Source organism: Myroides odoratus (genome assembly GCF_965118575.1).
In the GTDB taxonomy this organism is placed as follows: domain Bacteria; phylum Bacteroidota; class Bacteroidia; order Flavobacteriales; family Flavobacteriaceae; genus Flavobacterium; species Flavobacterium odoratum_B.
Map to the genome: position 1 here is coordinate 76,578 of NZ_CBCPHW010000006.1, position 16,989 is coordinate 93,566.

General features: G+C 33.9%; 16 protein-coding genes. 12 read left to right on the forward strand and 4 right to left on the reverse strand.

Annotated elements, in window-relative coordinates:
* The first annotated feature begins 517 nt into the window (after nucleotides 1-517).
* The 3 genes from ACMHJ2_RS06685 (at nucleotide 518) to ACMHJ2_RS06695 (ending at nucleotide 4,885) form a co-directional block, all read left to right on the forward strand.
* Nucleotides 518-1,447, forward strand: a complete 930-nt coding sequence (locus ACMHJ2_RS06685) for a type IX secretion system membrane protein PorP/SprF (protein WP_413512174.1) — start codon at nucleotides 518-520, stop codon at nucleotides 1,445-1,447.
* A 280-nt stretch (nucleotides 1,448-1,727) separates the two neighbouring features.
* Nucleotides 1,728-2,375: a helix-turn-helix domain-containing protein gene (locus ACMHJ2_RS06690; protein WP_413512175.1), complete on the forward strand. Its 648-nt coding sequence runs from the start codon at nucleotides 1,728-1,730 to the stop codon at nucleotides 2,373-2,375.
* 248 nt (nucleotides 2,376-2,623) lie between these two features.
* Nucleotides 2,624-4,885, forward strand: a complete 2,262-nt coding sequence (locus ACMHJ2_RS06695; RefSeq protein WP_413512176.1) for an aconitate hydratase — start codon at nucleotides 2,624-2,626, stop codon at nucleotides 4,883-4,885.
* Between the two features lie 47 nt (nucleotides 4,886-4,932).
* On the opposite strand, the gene ACMHJ2_RS06700 is transcribed toward ACMHJ2_RS06695, so the two are convergent.
* Nucleotides 4,933-5,589, reverse strand: coding sequence for a hypothetical protein (locus tag ACMHJ2_RS06700; RefSeq protein ID WP_413512177.1), 657 nt, complete (start codon nucleotides 5,587-5,589; stop codon nucleotides 4,933-4,935).
* A gap of 91 nt (nucleotides 5,590-5,680) precedes the next feature.
* Complete coding sequence (locus ACMHJ2_RS06705) at nucleotides 5,681-6,574, reverse strand: LysR substrate-binding domain-containing protein (protein ID WP_413512178.1); 894 nt, start codon at nucleotides 6,572-6,574, stop codon at nucleotides 5,681-5,683.
* Nucleotides 6,575-6,668: 94 nt separating this feature from the next.
* On the opposite strand from ACMHJ2_RS06705, the gene ACMHJ2_RS06710 reads away from it, so the two are divergent.
* The 4 genes from ACMHJ2_RS06710 to ACMHJ2_RS06725 all read left to right on the forward strand — a co-directional run bounded on the left by ACMHJ2_RS06710 (nucleotide 6,669) and on the right by ACMHJ2_RS06725 (nucleotide 11,012).
* On the forward strand, nucleotides 6,669-7,889 hold the full coding sequence (locus ACMHJ2_RS06710) for an MFS transporter (RefSeq protein ID WP_413512179.1): 1,221 nt from the start codon (nucleotides 6,669-6,671) through the stop codon (nucleotides 7,887-7,889).
* Between the two features lie 74 nt (nucleotides 7,890-7,963).
* Nucleotides 7,964-9,280 (forward strand): solute carrier family 23 protein, encoded by a 1,317-nt coding sequence (locus ACMHJ2_RS06715; protein ID WP_413512180.1) that lies wholly within the window; start codon nucleotides 7,964-7,966, stop codon nucleotides 9,278-9,280.
* A 113-nt stretch (nucleotides 9,281-9,393) separates the two neighbouring features.
* A complete protein-coding gene (locus ACMHJ2_RS06720) occupies nucleotides 9,394-9,972 on the forward strand; it encodes a TlpA family protein disulfide reductase (RefSeq protein ID WP_413512181.1) in 579 nt (192 codons plus the stop codon).
* A gap of 101 nt (nucleotides 9,973-10,073) precedes the next feature.
* Nucleotides 10,074-11,012, forward strand: coding sequence for an AraC family transcriptional regulator (locus ACMHJ2_RS06725; RefSeq protein WP_413512182.1), 939 nt, complete (start codon nucleotides 10,074-10,076; stop codon nucleotides 11,010-11,012).
* A 72-nt stretch (nucleotides 11,013-11,084) separates the two neighbouring features.
* Here the strand turns inward: ACMHJ2_RS06725 and ACMHJ2_RS06730 are convergent, their stop codons facing one another.
* The gene (locus tag ACMHJ2_RS06730) at nucleotides 11,085-11,723 is read right to left on the reverse strand and encodes a hypothetical protein (protein ID WP_413512183.1); all 639 of its coding nucleotides are present in this window, start codon (nucleotides 11,721-11,723) and stop codon (nucleotides 11,085-11,087) included.
* A gap of 681 nt (nucleotides 11,724-12,404) precedes the next feature.
* On the opposite strand from ACMHJ2_RS06730, the gene ACMHJ2_RS06735 reads away from it, so the two are divergent.
* Nucleotides 12,405-12,983, forward strand: coding sequence for a TetR/AcrR family transcriptional regulator (locus tag ACMHJ2_RS06735; protein WP_413512184.1), 579 nt, complete (start codon nucleotides 12,405-12,407; stop codon nucleotides 12,981-12,983).
* Nucleotides 12,984-13,034: 51 nt separating this feature from the next.
* Complete coding sequence (locus ACMHJ2_RS06740) at nucleotides 13,035-13,445, forward strand: nuclear transport factor 2 family protein (RefSeq protein ID WP_413512185.1); 411 nt, start codon at nucleotides 13,035-13,037, stop codon at nucleotides 13,443-13,445.
* A 385-nt stretch (nucleotides 13,446-13,830) separates the two neighbouring features.
* Here the strand turns inward: ACMHJ2_RS06740 and ACMHJ2_RS06745 are convergent, their stop codons facing one another.
* Nucleotides 13,831-14,187: a hypothetical protein gene (locus ACMHJ2_RS06745; protein ID WP_413512186.1), complete on the reverse strand. Its 357-nt coding sequence runs from the start codon at nucleotides 14,185-14,187 to the stop codon at nucleotides 13,831-13,833.
* Nucleotides 14,188-14,468: 281 nt separating this feature from the next.
* Here ACMHJ2_RS06745 and ACMHJ2_RS06750 point away from each other — a divergent pair, with 281 nt between their 5' ends.
* The 3 genes from ACMHJ2_RS06750 (at nucleotide 14,469) to ACMHJ2_RS06760 (ending at nucleotide 16,936) form a co-directional block, all read left to right on the forward strand.
* A complete protein-coding gene (locus ACMHJ2_RS06750; protein ID WP_413512187.1) occupies nucleotides 14,469-15,317 on the forward strand; it encodes a helix-turn-helix domain-containing protein in 849 nt (282 codons plus the stop codon).
* 63 nt (nucleotides 15,318-15,380) lie between these two features.
* Nucleotides 15,381-16,565 (forward strand): multidrug effflux MFS transporter, encoded by a 1,185-nt coding sequence (locus tag ACMHJ2_RS06755; RefSeq protein ID WP_413512188.1) that lies wholly within the window; start codon nucleotides 15,381-15,383, stop codon nucleotides 16,563-16,565.
* A 131-nt stretch (nucleotides 16,566-16,696) separates the two neighbouring features.
* Entirely contained in the window at nucleotides 16,697-16,936 is a 240-nt protein-coding gene (locus ACMHJ2_RS06760) for a hypothetical protein (RefSeq protein ID WP_413512189.1), read from the forward strand.
* The last annotated feature ends 53 nt before the right edge of the window (nucleotides 16,937-16,989 follow it).

The following is a 16,989-nucleotide window of genomic DNA, read 5'->3' on the forward strand; positions in this document are numbered from 1 at the left end:
GTTTTACGGTTTTATTAATTTGTTTACTATTCTTTTTTTTATACACATTTTAGTACTGATTTTTTTTTTTGTTTCTAGAATTTTGTCAAGTAAAAAAATGAAACATACCACTTATTCACAACGTTATTCTCTCGTCTTACACCTAGTTTGTTGGATATGCTGAAATGAAGAGTCAAACGCGTAAAGGAGAGATAAGGAAGGTGAAAGTTTGACCTGCTTTTTGTTTTAGGTTGGCAATTTGAAGAAAGAGTGAGCGCGCAGGAATAATATGTGATGAGTTAATCTGTTGTTTCCAAGAAGTATGGCCCATTTAGATATGGGCAAACTTCTTTTGGTACAAGTAAATGACATGAAACAACGATAAAATTGGTAGACGATTCATAGAAAACTTACTGGATGAAAGTGTAGTAGATACTTGTAAATTTTCCTGAGCAGACATAACCCTAATTAGGTCTCGAAGACAAGATAACATCCGCTAGTAGTAGTTTGAATAGAAAAACAAATTAATATAAAATCCGTGAAGAAACGAATAACTATTCTAGGCGTGAGTCTTTTGAATTTAGGTAGTTGGTGCGTGCTTTATGCACAACAAGATCCAATGTATACACAATATATGTATAATGCTACAGTCATAAATCCTGCTTATGCAGCAAGTAAAGAAACGATGAGTTTTTTTGGCTTGTATCGCAATCAATGGATTGGAATTGAAGGGGCGCCTAAAACAGCGAATATTGGTTTTACTACACCTTTGCAAAATTCAAATTTAGGTTTGGGTGTAAATTTTGTAAATGACCATATAGGCGCTTTAGATGAAAATAGTATTTCTTTTGACTTAGCCTATACGCTCGAATTAAATGGACAATATAAATTAGCCTTAGGAGTAAAAGGAACAGCTAATTTATTGAGTCTTTCCTATTCTAAATTAAATATTTACGACCAAACAAGCGTCTACATGTATGAGGATATAAAAAATAGATTTAACCCCAATGTAGGAGCGGGTACTTATTTTTTCTCGGATGTAGCTTATCTGGGTTTGTCTGTTCCTAAAGTATTTAATACGGATTATTATGATGATATAAAAAGAACGATTGTACGTCAAAAACCTGTCTTTTATTTGATAGGAGGATATGTGTTTGACTTAGGTCAGGAATGGTTGGTTAAACCTGCTTTTTTATCTAAAATTGGCAAAGGAAAACCCTCATTAGATCTTACAGCAAACTTTTTGTTCCAAGAAAAATTCACAATCGGAACTGCCTATCGATGGAATGCATCTATTAGTGCACTTACAGGGGTTCAAATTAATTCCGAGTGGTTTATTGGCTATACCTATGATTTTGATACCTCAAAAATCAATCCCTATAACGCAGGGTCACATGAGATTTTTATGCGGTTTGACTGGGTTGGAAGTTTCCAAACTACTAGCAGAAAGAAAGCTAGATTTTTTTAATAAAAGCAAAACATAAATTTAAAATAGAAAATAGTAACGGTTGAAAATTTACTGCTTTTTTAGTGTAAAAAGGCAATATCAACACGCTATATGATTCTAGGAATCCAAGAATAGAATAAGATCTATTTGATTTTTTTTGTTTGAGTTAGCAGTAAAAAAGAGGCTGTTGACGCACTAGTTGAATTGGTAATACTAAAAGTAAAAGAATGCCTATATAAGGGACTTTACAAAAGAAATGATATGCCTTTGTTGAGTTCAGGTCTAACTATAAATTAAGAATATGATGAAAGAAGTATCTATACAAGAAAATAAAAGAATGGTAACTTCAACAGAAGTTTTGACCCGATTAAAAGTGTTATTAGGAGTACGTTCAGCTAAGGAACTAGCGCAAATATTTAAATTGAAACCCAATACAATTTCTTCCTGGAAAAAGCGAAATACGTTGTGCTATGCCAAAGTGATTGAAATTTGCAATCAGCATGAGATTGATCTTAATGAATTGTTTTGTGCTCAACGTCAAAATATTGCGGTGAATAAAAGCTATACACAAGTGCCAATTATTTACATCGATGATTATTTAGAGTATTATTTGAATTTGCAAAGAGAATCTAAAAAAGTGAAACAAATTTACTTGCCAAAAAGAGTGAATTTTGATATTGTAATCCAGTTATATAGCAATGTATTTGACCAAATGCAACAAGCCAAGCTGATGTATGCTTTTTGTAAAAAAGTAGATGCTTCTAGTTTATCTGTGGGGAATGATTATATTTTCTTAATTAAAAATAAAGGTTTTCAGAGACACACCGTGATAGCACATGATATTCAAAGTAATAGACTTCGTATTAGTGAAGAAAAAGAGGAAATGAGTTGGATAAATACGAAAGAAATTGCTGAATTATTCCAATGTATAAATTATGTACTATGTTAAAATAGTAGTTGAAATGAAGAATAAAACGCTCCTTGTTGTTCCTATACCAAAAATAACAGATTAAATACAAAAGTTGTTAGTTAGGTAAAAAAGTTAAGGTAATTTAAAAGATAAAAATACAACTCTTATTATTCATAAATAAAATAGAATCATTTTAAATATTTGTTTTTAACATTTCTATAAAATTTACAAGAGGTAAAAGGCTTAAATTGTAGTAGAAATCAAATAATTTAAAAATAATTGTTAGTATGGCTTTTGATATTGGAATGATAAAAAAAGTGTATGAAAAGATGCCAGATCACGTTGCAAAAGCACGGGAGTTAGTCGGACGACCTTTGACACTTACTGAGAAAATTTTATATACGCACTTATGGGAAGGAAAACCTTCTCAAACTTTTGAGAGAGGAAAGGATTATGTTGATTTTGCACCAGATCGCGTTGCTTGTCAAGATGCAACGGCGCAGATGGCACTCTTGCAGTTTATGCATGCGGGGAAAGAGCAAGTAGCTGTACCTACTACGGTACACTGCGATCACTTGATTCAAGCCAAAGTAGGGGCTGCTATAGATTTAAAAGTAGCAGAAATGCAATCGTCAGAAGTATTTAATTTTCTATCTTCCGTATCCAATAAATATGGTATTGGGTTCTGGAAACCTGGAGCGGGAATTATTCATCAAATTGTTTTAGAAAATTATGCTTTCCCTGGGGGATTGATGATTGGAACTGATTCACATACAGTAAATGCAGGTGGGTTAGGAATGTTAGCCATTGGTGTAGGAGGAGCAGATGCTGTAGACGTAATGTCTGGAATGGCTTGGGAGTTGAAATTTCCAAAGCTGATCGGTGTTAAATTAACAGGGAAATTAAACGGTTGGACCGCCCCAAAAGATGTTATTTTAAAAGTAGCAGATATTCTAACAGTAAAAGGAGGAACAGGTGCTATTGTTGAGTATTTTGGTGAAGGAGCGCTTTCAATGTCTTGTACTGGAAAGGGAACCATCTGTAATATGGGAGCTGAAATTGGGGCAACAACCTCTACCTTTGGGTATGATGATTCTATGCGCCGATATTTAGCTGCAACCGGACGTCAAGATGTAGTTGATGCGGCCGATAAAGTAGCGGAGCATTTAACGGCGGATGCCGAAGTTTATGCTAATCCAGCGCAGTATTTCGATCAATTAATTGAAATTAACCTATCGGAGTTAGAACCTCATATCAATGGTCCTTTTACACCAGATAGAGGAACACCTGTATCTAAAATGAGAGAAGATGCAGAGAAAAATGGCTGGCCACTAAAAGTAGAATGGGGCTTGATTGGATCTTGTACCAACTCTTCGTATGAAGATATGTCTAGAGCAGCTTCTATCGTAGAGCAAGCCGTAAAACACGGTATTACACCTAAAGCGGAATTTGGTATTAATCCAGGATCCGAACAAATTCGCTATACGATTGAAAGAGATGGTATTATCGAAACCTTTGAAAAAATGGGAACCAAAGTATTTACAAATGCTTGTGGACCATGCATTGGTCAATGGGATCGTGCAGGAGCAGATAAAGAAGAGAAAAATACAATTGTTCACTCGTTTAATCGTAACTTTTCTAAACGGGCGGATGGCAATCCCAATACCCATGCTTTTGTAACTTCACCAGAAATGGTGGCTGCATTGGCTATTGCAGGTGATTTAGGATTTAATCCAATTACAGATACCCTGATAAATGATGAAGGACAAGAAGTGAAATTGCTACCACCAACAGGTGATGAATTACCTAAAAAAGGATTTGCTGTAGAAGATCCTGGGTATCAGGCCCCTGCAAAAGAAGGGTCAAATATAGATGTAATCGTTTCACCAACGTCTAGTCGCCTTCAATTATTAGAACCTTTTAAACCTTGGGACGGTACCAATACGACAGGAGCTAAATTATTAATTAAAGCGTTTGGAAAATGTACGACGGATCATATTTCTATGGCAGGACCTTGGTTGCGCTTTCGCGGTCACTTAGATAATATCTCTGATAATATGTTGATTGGAGCTGAAAACGCATTCAACCACTTGACAAATAAAGTGAAAAATCAATTGACCGGGGAGTATGCGGCAGTACCCGCTGTACAAAGAGCGTATAAAGCAGCAGGAATCCCATCCATTGTAGTAGGTGATCAAAATTATGGAGAAGGATCCTCTCGCGAACATGCAGCGATGGAACCTCGCCATTTAGGGGTTATGGCCGTATTGGTGAAATCATTTGCCCGTATCCACGAAACAAATTTGAAAAAACAAGGAATGTTAGCCCTTACGTTTGCGAATGAAGTAGATTACGATAAAGTTCGAGAAGATGACACCATCAATTTCTTAGACTTAACGGCATTTGAACCAGGAAAACCATTGCACTTAGAGTTTGTTCATGCGGATGGATCAAAAGATGTAATTGCTACAAATCATACCTATAATGCAAGTCAAATTCAATGGTTTAAAGCGGGATCTGCCTTAAACTTAATTGCAGCAGGAAAATAATCCATAAGAAATAAAAAAAGCTTCTGAATACATTCAGAAGCTTTTTTTTAGAATTGACTATTAAAGTCCATTAAGGCCAATTTAACACTTGTTTCTAATGACTTGTTGAAGATAGCATAATTATTCGCTCGCCATTTTCCTTTAAGTTTTATTTTTTTAGTTTGGTTATACTGTTGTACGGTCGTTTGATTTTCTATATTAGTTATGATGGAGTTGATTGAAACAAATGTGTTTTTATCAGTTTCAATAAAACCATAGTAATCTATTGTGATACCATAGGTGCAAGTAATCTCTTGTATTTGTTCTACTTGATAAGTATCTTTAATGTATTGATAGTCGAGCACCTGTTTTTTATTTACTTCAATAGTTGGTAAATTTGCGATACTATCTAAGACAATATATTTTTTTCCTGTATATGCATAGATTTTTTCACATTCATCTTTTAAGGATTTTTGTATCGTAGAATCATAGGTCTTACTGAGGATTTTCATTCCTTCTTTGTATTTGGTTTGCGGTGTTACAGCTAGATCAAGTATACCTTGAGAGCCTGTTTTTCCAACAAAACTAGTAGGAGGATGTACAATAATAGCCACGCGATTCTGAGCGTGATACTCGGCTTTGTTAATTGAAATTTGTTTCGGTGTAGCACAAGAATTAAGCAATAAGAGTACCGAAAAAATAAGCATTGTTTGTATAAATTTCATGTTTGTTTATTTTGGCGCGAACTTATCTATTATATTTTGATTTAGCTAGGAGTAAGTCTTTGTTTTATTTTTTTTCTTATACTCAATTCTACTACAATTGATTGTATTCTTCTTTGTTTTCCGCTTTCAAAAGATCAATAAAGTAGGTGGTAGCCTTTTTTTGATAGCTGTCTTTTAAGCGAATGGTTACCGCCTCTCGTTTCATGTTTGTTCCGCGAATAGGAATTGCACATAATTCCTTTTCACCATGAACGGTTGCAAGTGTTAAGATGGTCTGAAAGGCTCCTGTGCGAATTAAATCAACAATGGTTGGGGTGTGATTTACTTCTATTGTAATTGTAGGATGTATTTTATATTTTTCGAATTGACGATCTAAAAAGTCGCGAGTACTAAACCCTTTTACAGGAAGTGCTAAGGTCAATTGCTCAATTTCTTTAAAAGTAACCCCTTTTTTAGTGGCTAAAGGACTCTCTTTGGATACGATAACGGCCATATCAGAAGTCATAATCGGTTCATAAACTAATTCATCACTGTGTTTTCCTTCATAAAAAGTCAAGGCAAAATCAATATCCTGTTTTACTAAGGCATCAATTAATTCCGTTGTAGTTCCAAAAGTTATCTGTAGTTTGATTTTTGGAAATTGGGCAATGAAATTGCTAACCGCATTAATAACAATTGATTTAAGTCCCCAAGTCAGCCCAATATTCAGCGTTCCTGTATTTACTTGTTTTAAATCTTGGAGGATTAATTTTCCATCGTTCGAGGCTTGAAGGCTTTTTTCGGCATACGTTGCAAAGAGTTTTCCTGCTTCTGTTATAGAAATGCGCTTTCCAATCCGATCAAACAAGGGAATACCTAGTTCTTCTTCCAGTTGTTTAATTTGTTGAGATAGAGTACTCTGTGTAATATACAGTTCTTTAGCTGCCTCAGTAAAGTTGAGAAGCTCTTTGGCTTTTAAAAAATATTTGAGTTGTCTTAGTTCCATTTTATAATCGGTTTTATCGATTGATGTTATAGAAAAATATCGTTTTACAAATTTAGAACTTAACCTTAACTTTACTTTAAATTAAAAGGAAAAAATGGCAACATCAACTTATATTGACTTTAGAGATACAGAAAAGGCGGTCAAAGGCAGTGTGAGATACAAAAGAATAAAATGGGGTATTTTTTTACTAGGCGTATCTGTTTTTGCACAACTTTATACTTATCAACCGCTGTTGTCAGAAATCACCCAATCTTTTGCTATAACACCCGCAGAAAGTAGTTATTTAGTATCAGCATCGACATTTGGAATGGCTTTAGGCTTACTACTATTTGCTTTTATTGCTGATCGTTATCCACGCAAAGACGTTATGCTTTTTTCTTTAATCACTTCAGCCATTTTGACGTTGATATCTGTATTTGCTTTTGATTTCTCGTTGTTGATTAATATTAATTTGATCAAAGGAATATGTCTCTCAGGCGTATCTGCAGTCACCTTAGCTTATTTGGCAGAAGAAATAGATGAAAAGTCGATTGGAACAGCCATTAGTTTTTATTTAGCAGGTAATACATTTGGCGGTATGTTTGGCCGTATAATAGCTGCTTTAGTCAGTGGTTGGTTCAATTGGCAAATTGCTGTTCTTACCATTGGTGTATTGGCCTTGGGTATTGCCCTTATCTTTTATTTTTTCTTTCCAGACTCTCATTTTTTTCAACCCCAAAAAACTAAATTCAATAAAAAAATACGCCAAATGCAACGTATTTTAAGGAATAAGCGGATTATAGCCATGTATATCGTTGGTATATGTTTGATGGGCAGTTTTGTCAGTATTTATAATTATTTAGGTTTTAAGTTAGAGGCTCCGCCCTATAATTTACCTCATTATTTGATTGCTTTAATTTTTTTGATGTATGCTTTTGGAATCGTTGGAAATTTAGTTGCAGGACGTTTATCAGATCGCTATTCGGTTAAAAAGATGCTATTTTTAGCCTTAACGCTACTTTTTATTGGATTGGGATTGATGTATGTAGCTAATCTTTTTGTTGTTTTAGTAGGCTTGACGATATTTACAATTGCTTTTTTTAGCGGACATACAATCGCCAGTAGAGTAGTTACCCAATTAGGAGGAAAAGCAAAAAGTTCGGCCACTGCTCTCTATTGGTTTTTTTACTATATGGGATCAACCTTAATAGGAAGTTCAACGGGCTTTTTTATTAATAAAGGACATTGGGGAGGTTTCTTTCTAACCTTACTGCTTTTGGTCTTTATTGCTTTTGTTGCTACTTATACAACAACAAGAGCTACAGCTTCTAAATAAAAAGTATCCTGACTATCGTTTTATTTTTGCGGGAAAATGGTCTATTTTCGCATTGGTTTTAAACACCTAATACAATGAGCGAAAGTATAGATCAAAAAGTGGTATTGGCAATTGATGAAAAGCCCAAAATGGGGCAGTGGTTATTACTGAGTATTCAGCATTTATTTGCCATGTTTGGCGCCACGGTTTTAGTACCAACCTTAACAGGAATGAATCCTGCAATCGCTTTGATATCTAGTGGAATCGGTACTTTGGTCTTTATTGCCATTACAAGAGGAAAAGTGCCTTCTTATTTAGGCTCATCCTTTGCGTTCATCAACCCAATTATTGCGATTAAAGCGATGGAACAAGTCACAACGAATGACGTGCCTGTTGGCAGTTTCTTAGTCGGTAGCTTCTTAGTGGGTGTGGTTTATTCTCTAGTAGCTCTTTTAATCGCTAAAGCAGGAACAAATTGGCTGATGAGATTATTACCTCCCATTGTTGTAGGGCCTGTAATTATGGTTATTGGACTTGGTTTGGCCGCTACAGCTGTAGGCATGATCACCAATAATTCAACTGGGGTGTATGACCTTACCTATGTCATTATTGGTTTAGTAACATTAGCCATTACCATTATTGCCGCTATCTTTACGAAAGGATTCTTAAGTGTAATTCCTATATTGGTAGGAATTATAGGAGGCTATCTTTTTTCAGCGAGTATGGGAGTGGTAAATTTTGCCCCCGTAATGGAAGCAGCTTGGTTTCAAATCCCCAATTTTACAATTCCTTTTGTCGACTATACCCCAAAAGTAACGCTATATGTTGTTTTAGTCATGTTGCCTGTTGCTATTGTGCCTATTGCAGAACATATTGGCCATCAATTGGTTTTGAGTAAGGTAGTTAATAAAGATTTAATTAAAGATCCAGGATTAGATCGCTCAATGTTAGGGGATGGGATTGCAACGATGCTTGCTTCTTTAATTGGAGGGCCACCTAATACTACCTATGGTGAAAATATTGGGGTTTTGGCCATTACACGTGCTTTCAGTATCTATGTGTTTATAGGAGCTGCTTGTTTCGCTATTTTATTTGGGTTTTGTGGGAAAATAACGGCTCTATTAGCAACAATTCCTTCTCCTGTGATGGGCGGAGTTTCTATTTTGTTGTTTGGAATTATTGCTTCAAGTGGCTTGCGTATGTTAGTAGAAAATAAGGTGGATTTTAAAGTGAAACGCAATTTAATTATTTCTTCTGTTATCTTAATCATTGGAATTGGCGGTGCAGCTATTCATATAGGTACGAGTATGTCAATTGAAGGTATGGCGTTGGCTTCCATTATTGGTATTGTTTTAAATGTTGTTTTGCCAGGAAGGAAAGAAATTACCTTTAATGATATGTTTAAGGAATAAAAATAGGATTATATTTTGTATAAAAAGTTAAAAAAAGTTAAAAATAAAATTAATTATTTTTATTTGGCATGATATGTGTAAAGTTTATATATTTAGGCTAAATAATTGTAGGTATGTTTAATAAAGGTGAAAAGAAGAGAAAAGGATGGATTGGCAATCTTATTTTTATCCTAATTCTTTGTGTATTGTTATTCACTCCACTAGGAACGACGTTTAAGGTATGGGTGAATCGACTAGTGGCCATGAGTCCTAGTTTAGAAAAACAAGAAGATGTTGAACAAGTGAGTTTAGATGGATGGACCTTATTAGATGAAGATGGACAGGTTTTGGATATGGCTAGTATCAAAGGTAGAGTAGTTGTACTTAATTTTTGGGCTACTTGGTGTCCGCCTTGTATTGCAGAAAAACCAAGTTTCCAAGCTTTATATGACGACTATAAAGATAAGGTTGTGTTTTTATTTGTTACCACGGATTCGTTAGATAAAGTACAAACGTTTAAAGAAAAAAACGGCTATACTTTGCCTACTTATTTTCAACAAGATGCACCACCTGCTTTATTGTATTCGAGCTCTTTGCCTGCTTCTTATGTTATAGATAAAAAAGGCAATATTGTAGTAAAGAAGTTTAGAGCAGCAGATTGGAATAGCTCTAAGTTTAGAGTAACATTAGATGAGTTAATTCAAGCGAAATAAATTAGAAAAGTCTTTGGGAAACCAAAGACTTTTTTTAGCAAGTTTAGTCAAGTCAATAGGGAAAGTTAGTTTTACTTTCGTTGTTTATTAATATCGAAAAAATGAAAGAACGTTCCAGTCAAAATCGCTATATTAAAGTGGTCAATGAGGTGATTGATTACATTAATGTCAAGTACCCAGAACCTTTATCCTTAGAAAGTATTGCCCATCATATTGGAATATCCTCTTTTCATTTCCACCGTATTTTTAGTCAGATTACGGGCGTAAGTTTGAATAAATTCATTACTCTCGTTCGCATTCACAAGGCTTCCTCTTTATTAAAGCATCAAGCGGATTTGAGTTGTACAGCTATAGCCTATTCCTGTGGTTTTTCCTCGTTATCTCTTTTTAGTAGAGTATTTGCTAAACATTATGGATTTAGTCCAACAGCCTTTCAATGTCAAAAGGTGGAAGAGGGAAATTGCGAATTAGAAAAAATAAATACACTGATTGCTCTTTATAGCAAGAATATGCAAAACGAAGATTTGAGTTTTCCAGAGATTTGTAAAATAATAATTAAATCTTTTACAAGTATGGAATTTAAAATCGAAGAAAAAGTATTGGAAGAGTTAACCGTAGCGTATGTTCGTCATATCGGAGACTATAGAGCCATTGGTCAATCCTATGAAAAATTATTTGCCTGGGCGATCCCAAATGGCGTATTGAATCAACCTGAAGTGAAAGTTTTAACCGCTTATCACGATGATCCAGCAATAGTGGGATTGGATCGGCTAAGACAAGATGTATGTATCAGTATTCCTCATGATAGGATTGTACAAGAGCCTTTAGGTAAAGTCCAGTTAGAAGGAGGAAAATACATCGTTGGGTGTTTTGAAATTAAATTAGAGGAATTTGCTCAAGCATGGGAAATTATGTGTTTGTATATTGTACAGCACAATTATAAGCTAAGGTTGGCCAAATCGTATGAATTTCACTTAAACAATTTTAGAGAACATCCAGAACAGAAAGTAAGGGTTGAATTGTGTTTACCTATTGATTAGAGATACACACTTAGGTCAAAGCATAAAAAAAAGTTGAGGTATAGAACGATATATCTCAACTTTTATATCAGGTTATAGAAAGAAGGATGTTAAGGATTCAATCTCCCTTTCGATATTTATTCTTGCCTGTTTTTCATATTTTTCTTTAAAATAAGTCGTTTTAAAGATGTCTTCAAAAGCTAAAAAGTGAATTAAGGCTTTTTTTCTTCCTAAATTATATAAGAAATCAGGGTAAATAGCGTATTCTTTTCTGATACATGTGCTATATTTTTCATAGGACTCCCATTCCTGTCCCAGTATACTTAAGTCTGCATCAAGGAAGTAATTCGTGTCTAAATCGGAAGATATGACATGTGTTTTTGTTGCCAATATCTGGTTGATCACTCGTGTTATTTTTGTTTCAGGTAATTGAATTCTGGCTAATCTTTTCTGTGCAAATGCAGCACTTTTTTCTTCATTATCATTGGCGGTAGATTGATAAACAATATCGTGGTAAAAGACAGAAAAAAGCAAAACATCCCAATCCATAACCTCTGTTTGTATGGATTTTAATTCTTTGATTACATGTTCTAGATGAATTAAATTGTGGTGATGACGATTTTTAGCCTTATAATGAAGCTCAATTTCAGTCCAATAGGAGGTTGAGAGAGACGTATCTTCCGAATAGCTAGAAAATAGATGCTGAAAGGTAGTTTGGATGGTATCAGACATAATTAACTCAGTTTTAGGATTGAATGAAGTAGGCTAAAATACACTTAAAAATACAAAAAAAATACAACATAGGTATAGATGAAGTAGGTTGAATTGTATTTTTACTGTCTAAAAAGTGTTGACTGCTTTGGTGCTTAGGCATTAGAAAGAGAGGAAATAGTAGTAAATCTAACTAAATAAGATTTGTCTGAGCTATTTTCTACAGCTGTTATTTTAAAATTGAAAGTAGAACTTAAATTGAAAGCTTGAATAGGGGGCTTCCAATCATCTGCATTTGCTACTTGTAAATGCAGCATTAGATTTTCTGCCAGTTCTTTATTGTAAAAAGGCTGTAAAAAACGAGTAGTACCAATACCTAATAAGCACAATTGCTCGTCTTGTCAAAGAATAGTAAAGTCCAATTGGCAGTAAAAAGCATGGAAATTTCAAACTTTGTGCAAGGAATAGAACCTTTAATTCAATACTAGTTCAATCGAGGACGGATGGATTCGTTTGAAATTAAAATGAATGTATGAAAATACGTTATTTCTTTTTCACAAGGCGCATTTGCTACTATAAACTTAACCAATGAAAAGGGAGTGAAAACGCTTGATGAGTCGAAGATATTTCTTTGAATTTTATAGATAAGTTAAAAATAAAAATAATTCTGAAACGAATGGTACAAAAAGGTATCTTTGAGGTATGGCAAGAAATAGAGCATTCGATTATGAAGAAAAGTTGGAAAAAGTCCGAGATCTTTTTTGGGAAAAAGGATATCAGGCAACTTCTATGCAAGATATTGTGAAGACACTTCAACTGAATAAGAGTAGTATTTACAATACCTATGGCAATAAGCAAACCTTGTTTCTTGCTTGTTTATCGGATTATGCTAAGATGAAAACAGCTCAATACAAAGCAGCTGCAACTCACAAAGATAAGGCATTTGCTGTATTATCTCATGTTGTTCACGATGTCATGAATCAAACCATTAAAGATCAAAAAAGTTGTCTTATTGTTCGTACAATATTTGAATTGGGGAATAGTGATGAAGCAGTCAGTACATTGATTAAGGGAAATGCTTGGGTTCTGGAAGGACTATTCAAAGATTTATTAGAAAAAGCTCAGGAATCAAAAGAAATAAAGCAAAGTATTGTCCCAGAGGTTGCGGCAAAGTATATTTTGTCTTCTTTTAGTGGATTTTATAAGTATTACATTTTATCAGGCAATAAAAAAGAAGTAAAAGAAATGATTGATTTTATGCTAGCGATGATGAAAGAATGAAAAATTTAATCTATTTTGAACTGATTGGTTCAGAATAAAAAATACAAGAAAATGGAAAAAAATAATGAAAAACAAACCCAGGTAATCGTAGAGGCATATTATGAGTATTTGAGTAAAAAAGAGTATGAAGCAATTGTGCAATTATTTGCTAATCAGATTGAATGGCGTATTCCAGGAGATGCCTCTCGGGCTGTTTGGACCAAGGATCGAAATAGCAAGGAGGAAGTTCTTGAATTTTTTAAAGAACTTTACGAAAATATCGAAGGTGTATCTTATGAAGTAACGGGAAAATTTTATTCAGGTAATCAAGCCGTTGTGACGGGGCATTTGGTTAGTCGAGTTTTAAAGACGAATAAATTGTTTGATAGCTATTTTTCTGTTCAGTTTCAGGTAGACGAGGGGCGCATTACTAAATATTTGTTTCTAGAAGATAGTCATGCTTTAATGGAATCTTTAAAGTAAGGAGAAATTGATAGGAGTTAAAAAGGCATTTATTTTTTGAGGAAACATGCTCCGTATACCCTTCAACTTTTGTACCAGATTTCTATGAGGTTTTTAGTTAGATACTACTAGTATGCGTGAATTAGTTGGAAAAAGGTTTAGGATTTCGTTTCGAGAACAACGCAACGGAAAAGTGAAATCCGTAAGCATAGACGAAAAGCGCATTGCACGCGATTTTCGGATAAACAATAACTCAATCGCTCTATTTTAGTGATGGCATACGGCACGTCAAAGTGCCTCATTCTCCTGTAGTAACAATAACAACGTAAATAAAAAAAGGTTCGAATTAACGAGCCTTTTTTTATGATTTATGAACTAATCCCAGTGCCGTTGTCGACTCTTTTACTTATGGGGTAATGGGATCGCCAATACCAATATAAGTAGAATATTCGATATCAAGTATTCTTACATTAGGGTAAAAGCGTTGAAGCTCTCCATATTGGCAAATTTGATCTGAAACTTGCTGAACAAGGGTATAGAGAATACCAGTAGGAGGTGTTCCATAAATGGTTTGGTATATTTCTACTGTAAACTTTTTGTACTTTGGATGCTTGCGATCTGTAATTTGCTGTCCATTACTATCACAAGTATAAAACTCATAGGTAAACCAGCCTTGTACATCTGCTGGAGGCGCTGCTTTGTCATATTGTGCAAAAGCACTAAAAGACAGAACCAAAGTCAAGATTAAAATTAAATTTTTCATAAACGTATAAATTAAAAATTGGTTACTGTTAAATTATAAAATATAAGTTAATTAATAGTGTAATTAGTTTATTATTAATTAATTGTATAGTTATTCTATATGTTTTGTTAATGTGTTTTTAAGGTAATGATACAGAAAAAAGAAAAGCAAACGTTCGAAAGACGTTCGATTCTAATGCGTTTTTTTGTTTTTTTAAGTGTTACATTTGTCTTTATTTCGTTTTATGAAGCAGTATTAAACCAATATCATGGTAAGGCATGATTTGCTAACTTAAAATACAGATGAAGACAAAGAGACAAGTCGTTCAAGTTCAGCAAAGCGATAAGAATATTCCCATTGAGTTTTTTAGAATTGAAGCTATTGTCAATCTCTTTGAGTTTGAAGGCCACTATCAATACGATTTTTATCAAATATATTGGTTTACGGATGTCTTAGAGCCACACAAGCATGAAATAGATTTTGTTTCTTATCCCATCAAGGCACATGAAATTTGGATTATTTATCCGGGACAAGTGCACCATCTCGATCCAAGATTTAGTAAAGGATATTGCTTGGCGATTGACAAAAACTATTTTAATAGTGTTTTGTTTAAAGAAGCCAAGCAACAAGCTTTTACGGGACATAGTCATTTGAAGTTTGCGGTTACATCAATTGACATTCAACGCTTTGAACATCTTCATCTTTTGATGGAAATCGAATTTAATTCCTATAAACGATCAACGGTGCTAGAGCACTATTTGCAATTGTATATTATTCATATACAGGATCTTCCGATGCTATCAGAAAAACACATTGCAATTGATGAGCGAATTCACAAACTATTGAGACTAATAGAAGAACATTATCTTACTGAGCGACAAAATGAGTTTTATGCAGATCGAGTTTCTCTTTCTACTAAACGAATGAATGAAATTTTAGTTCAAGCGATAGGAAAGAGTTTAAAACAACAATTACAAGAACGCTTGTTGCTTGAAGCGAAGCGATTGGTTGGGTACAGTGAAGACAATATTCAAACCATTGCAGATCAATTGAATTTTTCAGAAGTTTCTTATTTTAATCGATTTTTTAAAAAACTCACTCAGCAAACGCCTAAAGATTTTAGAGAACAAGTTAAAAAAGTCCAAGGATAAGTCTCTTTTAGATAAGTTTATATTTCTGATTGCTGATTAGTTTTGTGCCTTTAAAGAAATTATATGAGTAAATTAAAGAAAAATCAGTTTATCGTAGTATTTATCTTGGCCTTATTATCTGCTTTAGAGCCTTTTAGTATTGATTTGTATTTGCCTGGATTTCTAAAAATTTCACAGTATTACGAAACCGATCTAAAAGCGGTTCAATTTTCTATCTCTACGTTTTTAGCAGGATTTGCTGTAGGACAATTATTTTGGGGAATTATATCAGATACCTATGGACGTAAACTACCTACTATTATATCCTTACTGTTATTTATTGCTGCAACAATAGCTTGTATCTATGCTGTAAATATCGAACAGTTTTGGATTGCTCGTTTCTTTCAAGCCTTTGCAGGTTGTGCTGGAGTTGTCATTGCACGAGCGATTGTAAATGAGTATTTTGATCAAACAGATACGATGCACATTTTTTCGCTATTAGCCATTATTGCAGGAGTAGCACCCATTATAGGTCCCATTGCAGGAAATTTCTTAGTATCGCATTTTGATTGGCAATCAACCTTCGTTACACTCTTAATTTTAGGGGTTATTTCTTTGTTTTTAGTGCTGTTTTTTCTGCCCGAAACCAAGATAACAGCGACCGTTAAAAAGAGGAATTTAATACGAGAATTCAAAGAAGTACTGCAGGTTAAGACCTTTTTAAAGTACACGTTGATAGGTAGTGTGACCTATAGTATATTGATGATTTATTTAGCGAATGCACCTTATTTGATTATGGAATATGGGCAATTATCATCGGCTACTTTTAGTTATATCTTTGCTTTTAATGCAATTGGATTAATGCTGGGCGCTTGGATTTCTAATGCGATATTTACGCGTTGGTTATCTATTCGTCAAATTATAAAGTATACAACGATCGCTGGATTAGTATTTAGTATTATTTTCTTCGGGTTTTGTATTGTGAAACAACCCATCGAAGTACTTTTAATTCCTTTGTTTTTTATCGTTTTGACCTTGGGCATTTTATTTCCAGCCACTACAAAATTAGCATTAGAACCTTTTTACGAAAATAGCGGATCAGCATCTGCTTTGTTGGGATCCTTACAGCTGATGTTAACCTTCTTTATTTCAGCTCTCACCAATAGTATTCCTGCGGATCTATTGTTTTTAACAGGATTAGCCTTATTTCTTTGTCATGTACTTTATTTAGTTTGCTATTGGATTAAAGAACCAAAAATAACAAATTAAGGCTCTATAAAAGAAAATAAAAGCTTAACTTATTGTTTTTAAGTTAATTAAATTAGGTTATTCCTTAAATAGGGAGGAGGATTGCTTATTTATCCGTATCTTAGTAATTCTACAATTTTAATTTTTTTAGTATGACCTTAAATGAAGTTTTGGAGCTAGACAATTCTAGTGTTTGTGATTTAGTAGGGAAAAAGTTTATTATTTCTTACAAAGAGTTTTCTAATGGAAAGTTGGAACAGATGAAAAGAGAAAATAAATTGATTGCCTTAGACTATTGCGATTCTAAGAGTATTAAACATTATATTTTTAGCGACGGATTTAATCATATTAAAATAGCATCTGCTGATATGGTAGCAATGATTAAAATTTAAGCTTTTTAAGCTTATTTTTGGTCAATAGGAAAAAATGGTCTTTCTTTTAATAA

What these genes read in the sequence shown, in the direction of transcription:
- ACMHJ2_RS06690 (WP_413512175.1), top strand. Translation starts at nt 1,728, where the DNA reads ATGATGAAAGAAGTATCTATACAAGAAAATAAAAGAATGGTAACTTCA.
- ACMHJ2_RS06695 (WP_413512176.1), top strand. Translation starts at nt 2,624, where the DNA reads ATGGCTTTTGATATTGGAATGATAAAAAAAGTGTATGAAAAGATGCCA.
- ACMHJ2_RS06700 (WP_413512177.1), bottom strand. Translation starts at nt 5,589, where the DNA reads ATGAAATTTATACAAACAATGCTTATTTTTTCGGTACTCTTATTGCTT.
- ACMHJ2_RS06705 (WP_413512178.1), bottom strand. Translation starts at nt 6,574, where the DNA reads ATGGAACTAAGACAACTCAAATATTTTTTAAAAGCCAAAGAGCTTCTC.
- ACMHJ2_RS06710 (WP_413512179.1), top strand. Translation starts at nt 6,669, where the DNA reads ATGGCAACATCAACTTATATTGACTTTAGAGATACAGAAAAGGCGGTC.
- ACMHJ2_RS06715 (WP_413512180.1), top strand. Translation starts at nt 7,964, where the DNA reads ATGAGCGAAAGTATAGATCAAAAAGTGGTATTGGCAATTGATGAAAAG.
- ACMHJ2_RS06720 (WP_413512181.1), top strand. Translation starts at nt 9,394, where the DNA reads ATGTTTAATAAAGGTGAAAAGAAGAGAAAAGGATGGATTGGCAATCTT.
- ACMHJ2_RS06725 (WP_413512182.1), top strand. Translation starts at nt 10,074, where the DNA reads ATGAAAGAACGTTCCAGTCAAAATCGCTATATTAAAGTGGTCAATGAG.
- ACMHJ2_RS06730 (WP_413512183.1), bottom strand. Translation starts at nt 11,723, where the DNA reads ATGTCTGATACCATCCAAACTACCTTTCAGCATCTATTTTCTAGCTAT.
- ACMHJ2_RS06735 (WP_413512184.1), top strand. Translation starts at nt 12,405, where the DNA reads ATGGCAAGAAATAGAGCATTCGATTATGAAGAAAAGTTGGAAAAAGTC.
- ACMHJ2_RS06740 (WP_413512185.1), top strand. Translation starts at nt 13,035, where the DNA reads ATGGAAAAAAATAATGAAAAACAAACCCAGGTAATCGTAGAGGCATAT.
- ACMHJ2_RS06745 (WP_413512186.1), bottom strand. Translation starts at nt 14,187, where the DNA reads ATGAAAAATTTAATTTTAATCTTGACTTTGGTTCTGTCTTTTAGTGCT.
- ACMHJ2_RS06750 (WP_413512187.1), top strand. Translation starts at nt 14,469, where the DNA reads ATGAAGACAAAGAGACAAGTCGTTCAAGTTCAGCAAAGCGATAAGAAT.
- ACMHJ2_RS06755 (WP_413512188.1), top strand. Translation starts at nt 15,381, where the DNA reads ATGAGTAAATTAAAGAAAAATCAGTTTATCGTAGTATTTATCTTGGCC.
- ACMHJ2_RS06760 (WP_413512189.1), top strand. Translation starts at nt 16,697, where the DNA reads ATGACCTTAAATGAAGTTTTGGAGCTAGACAATTCTAGTGTTTGTGAT.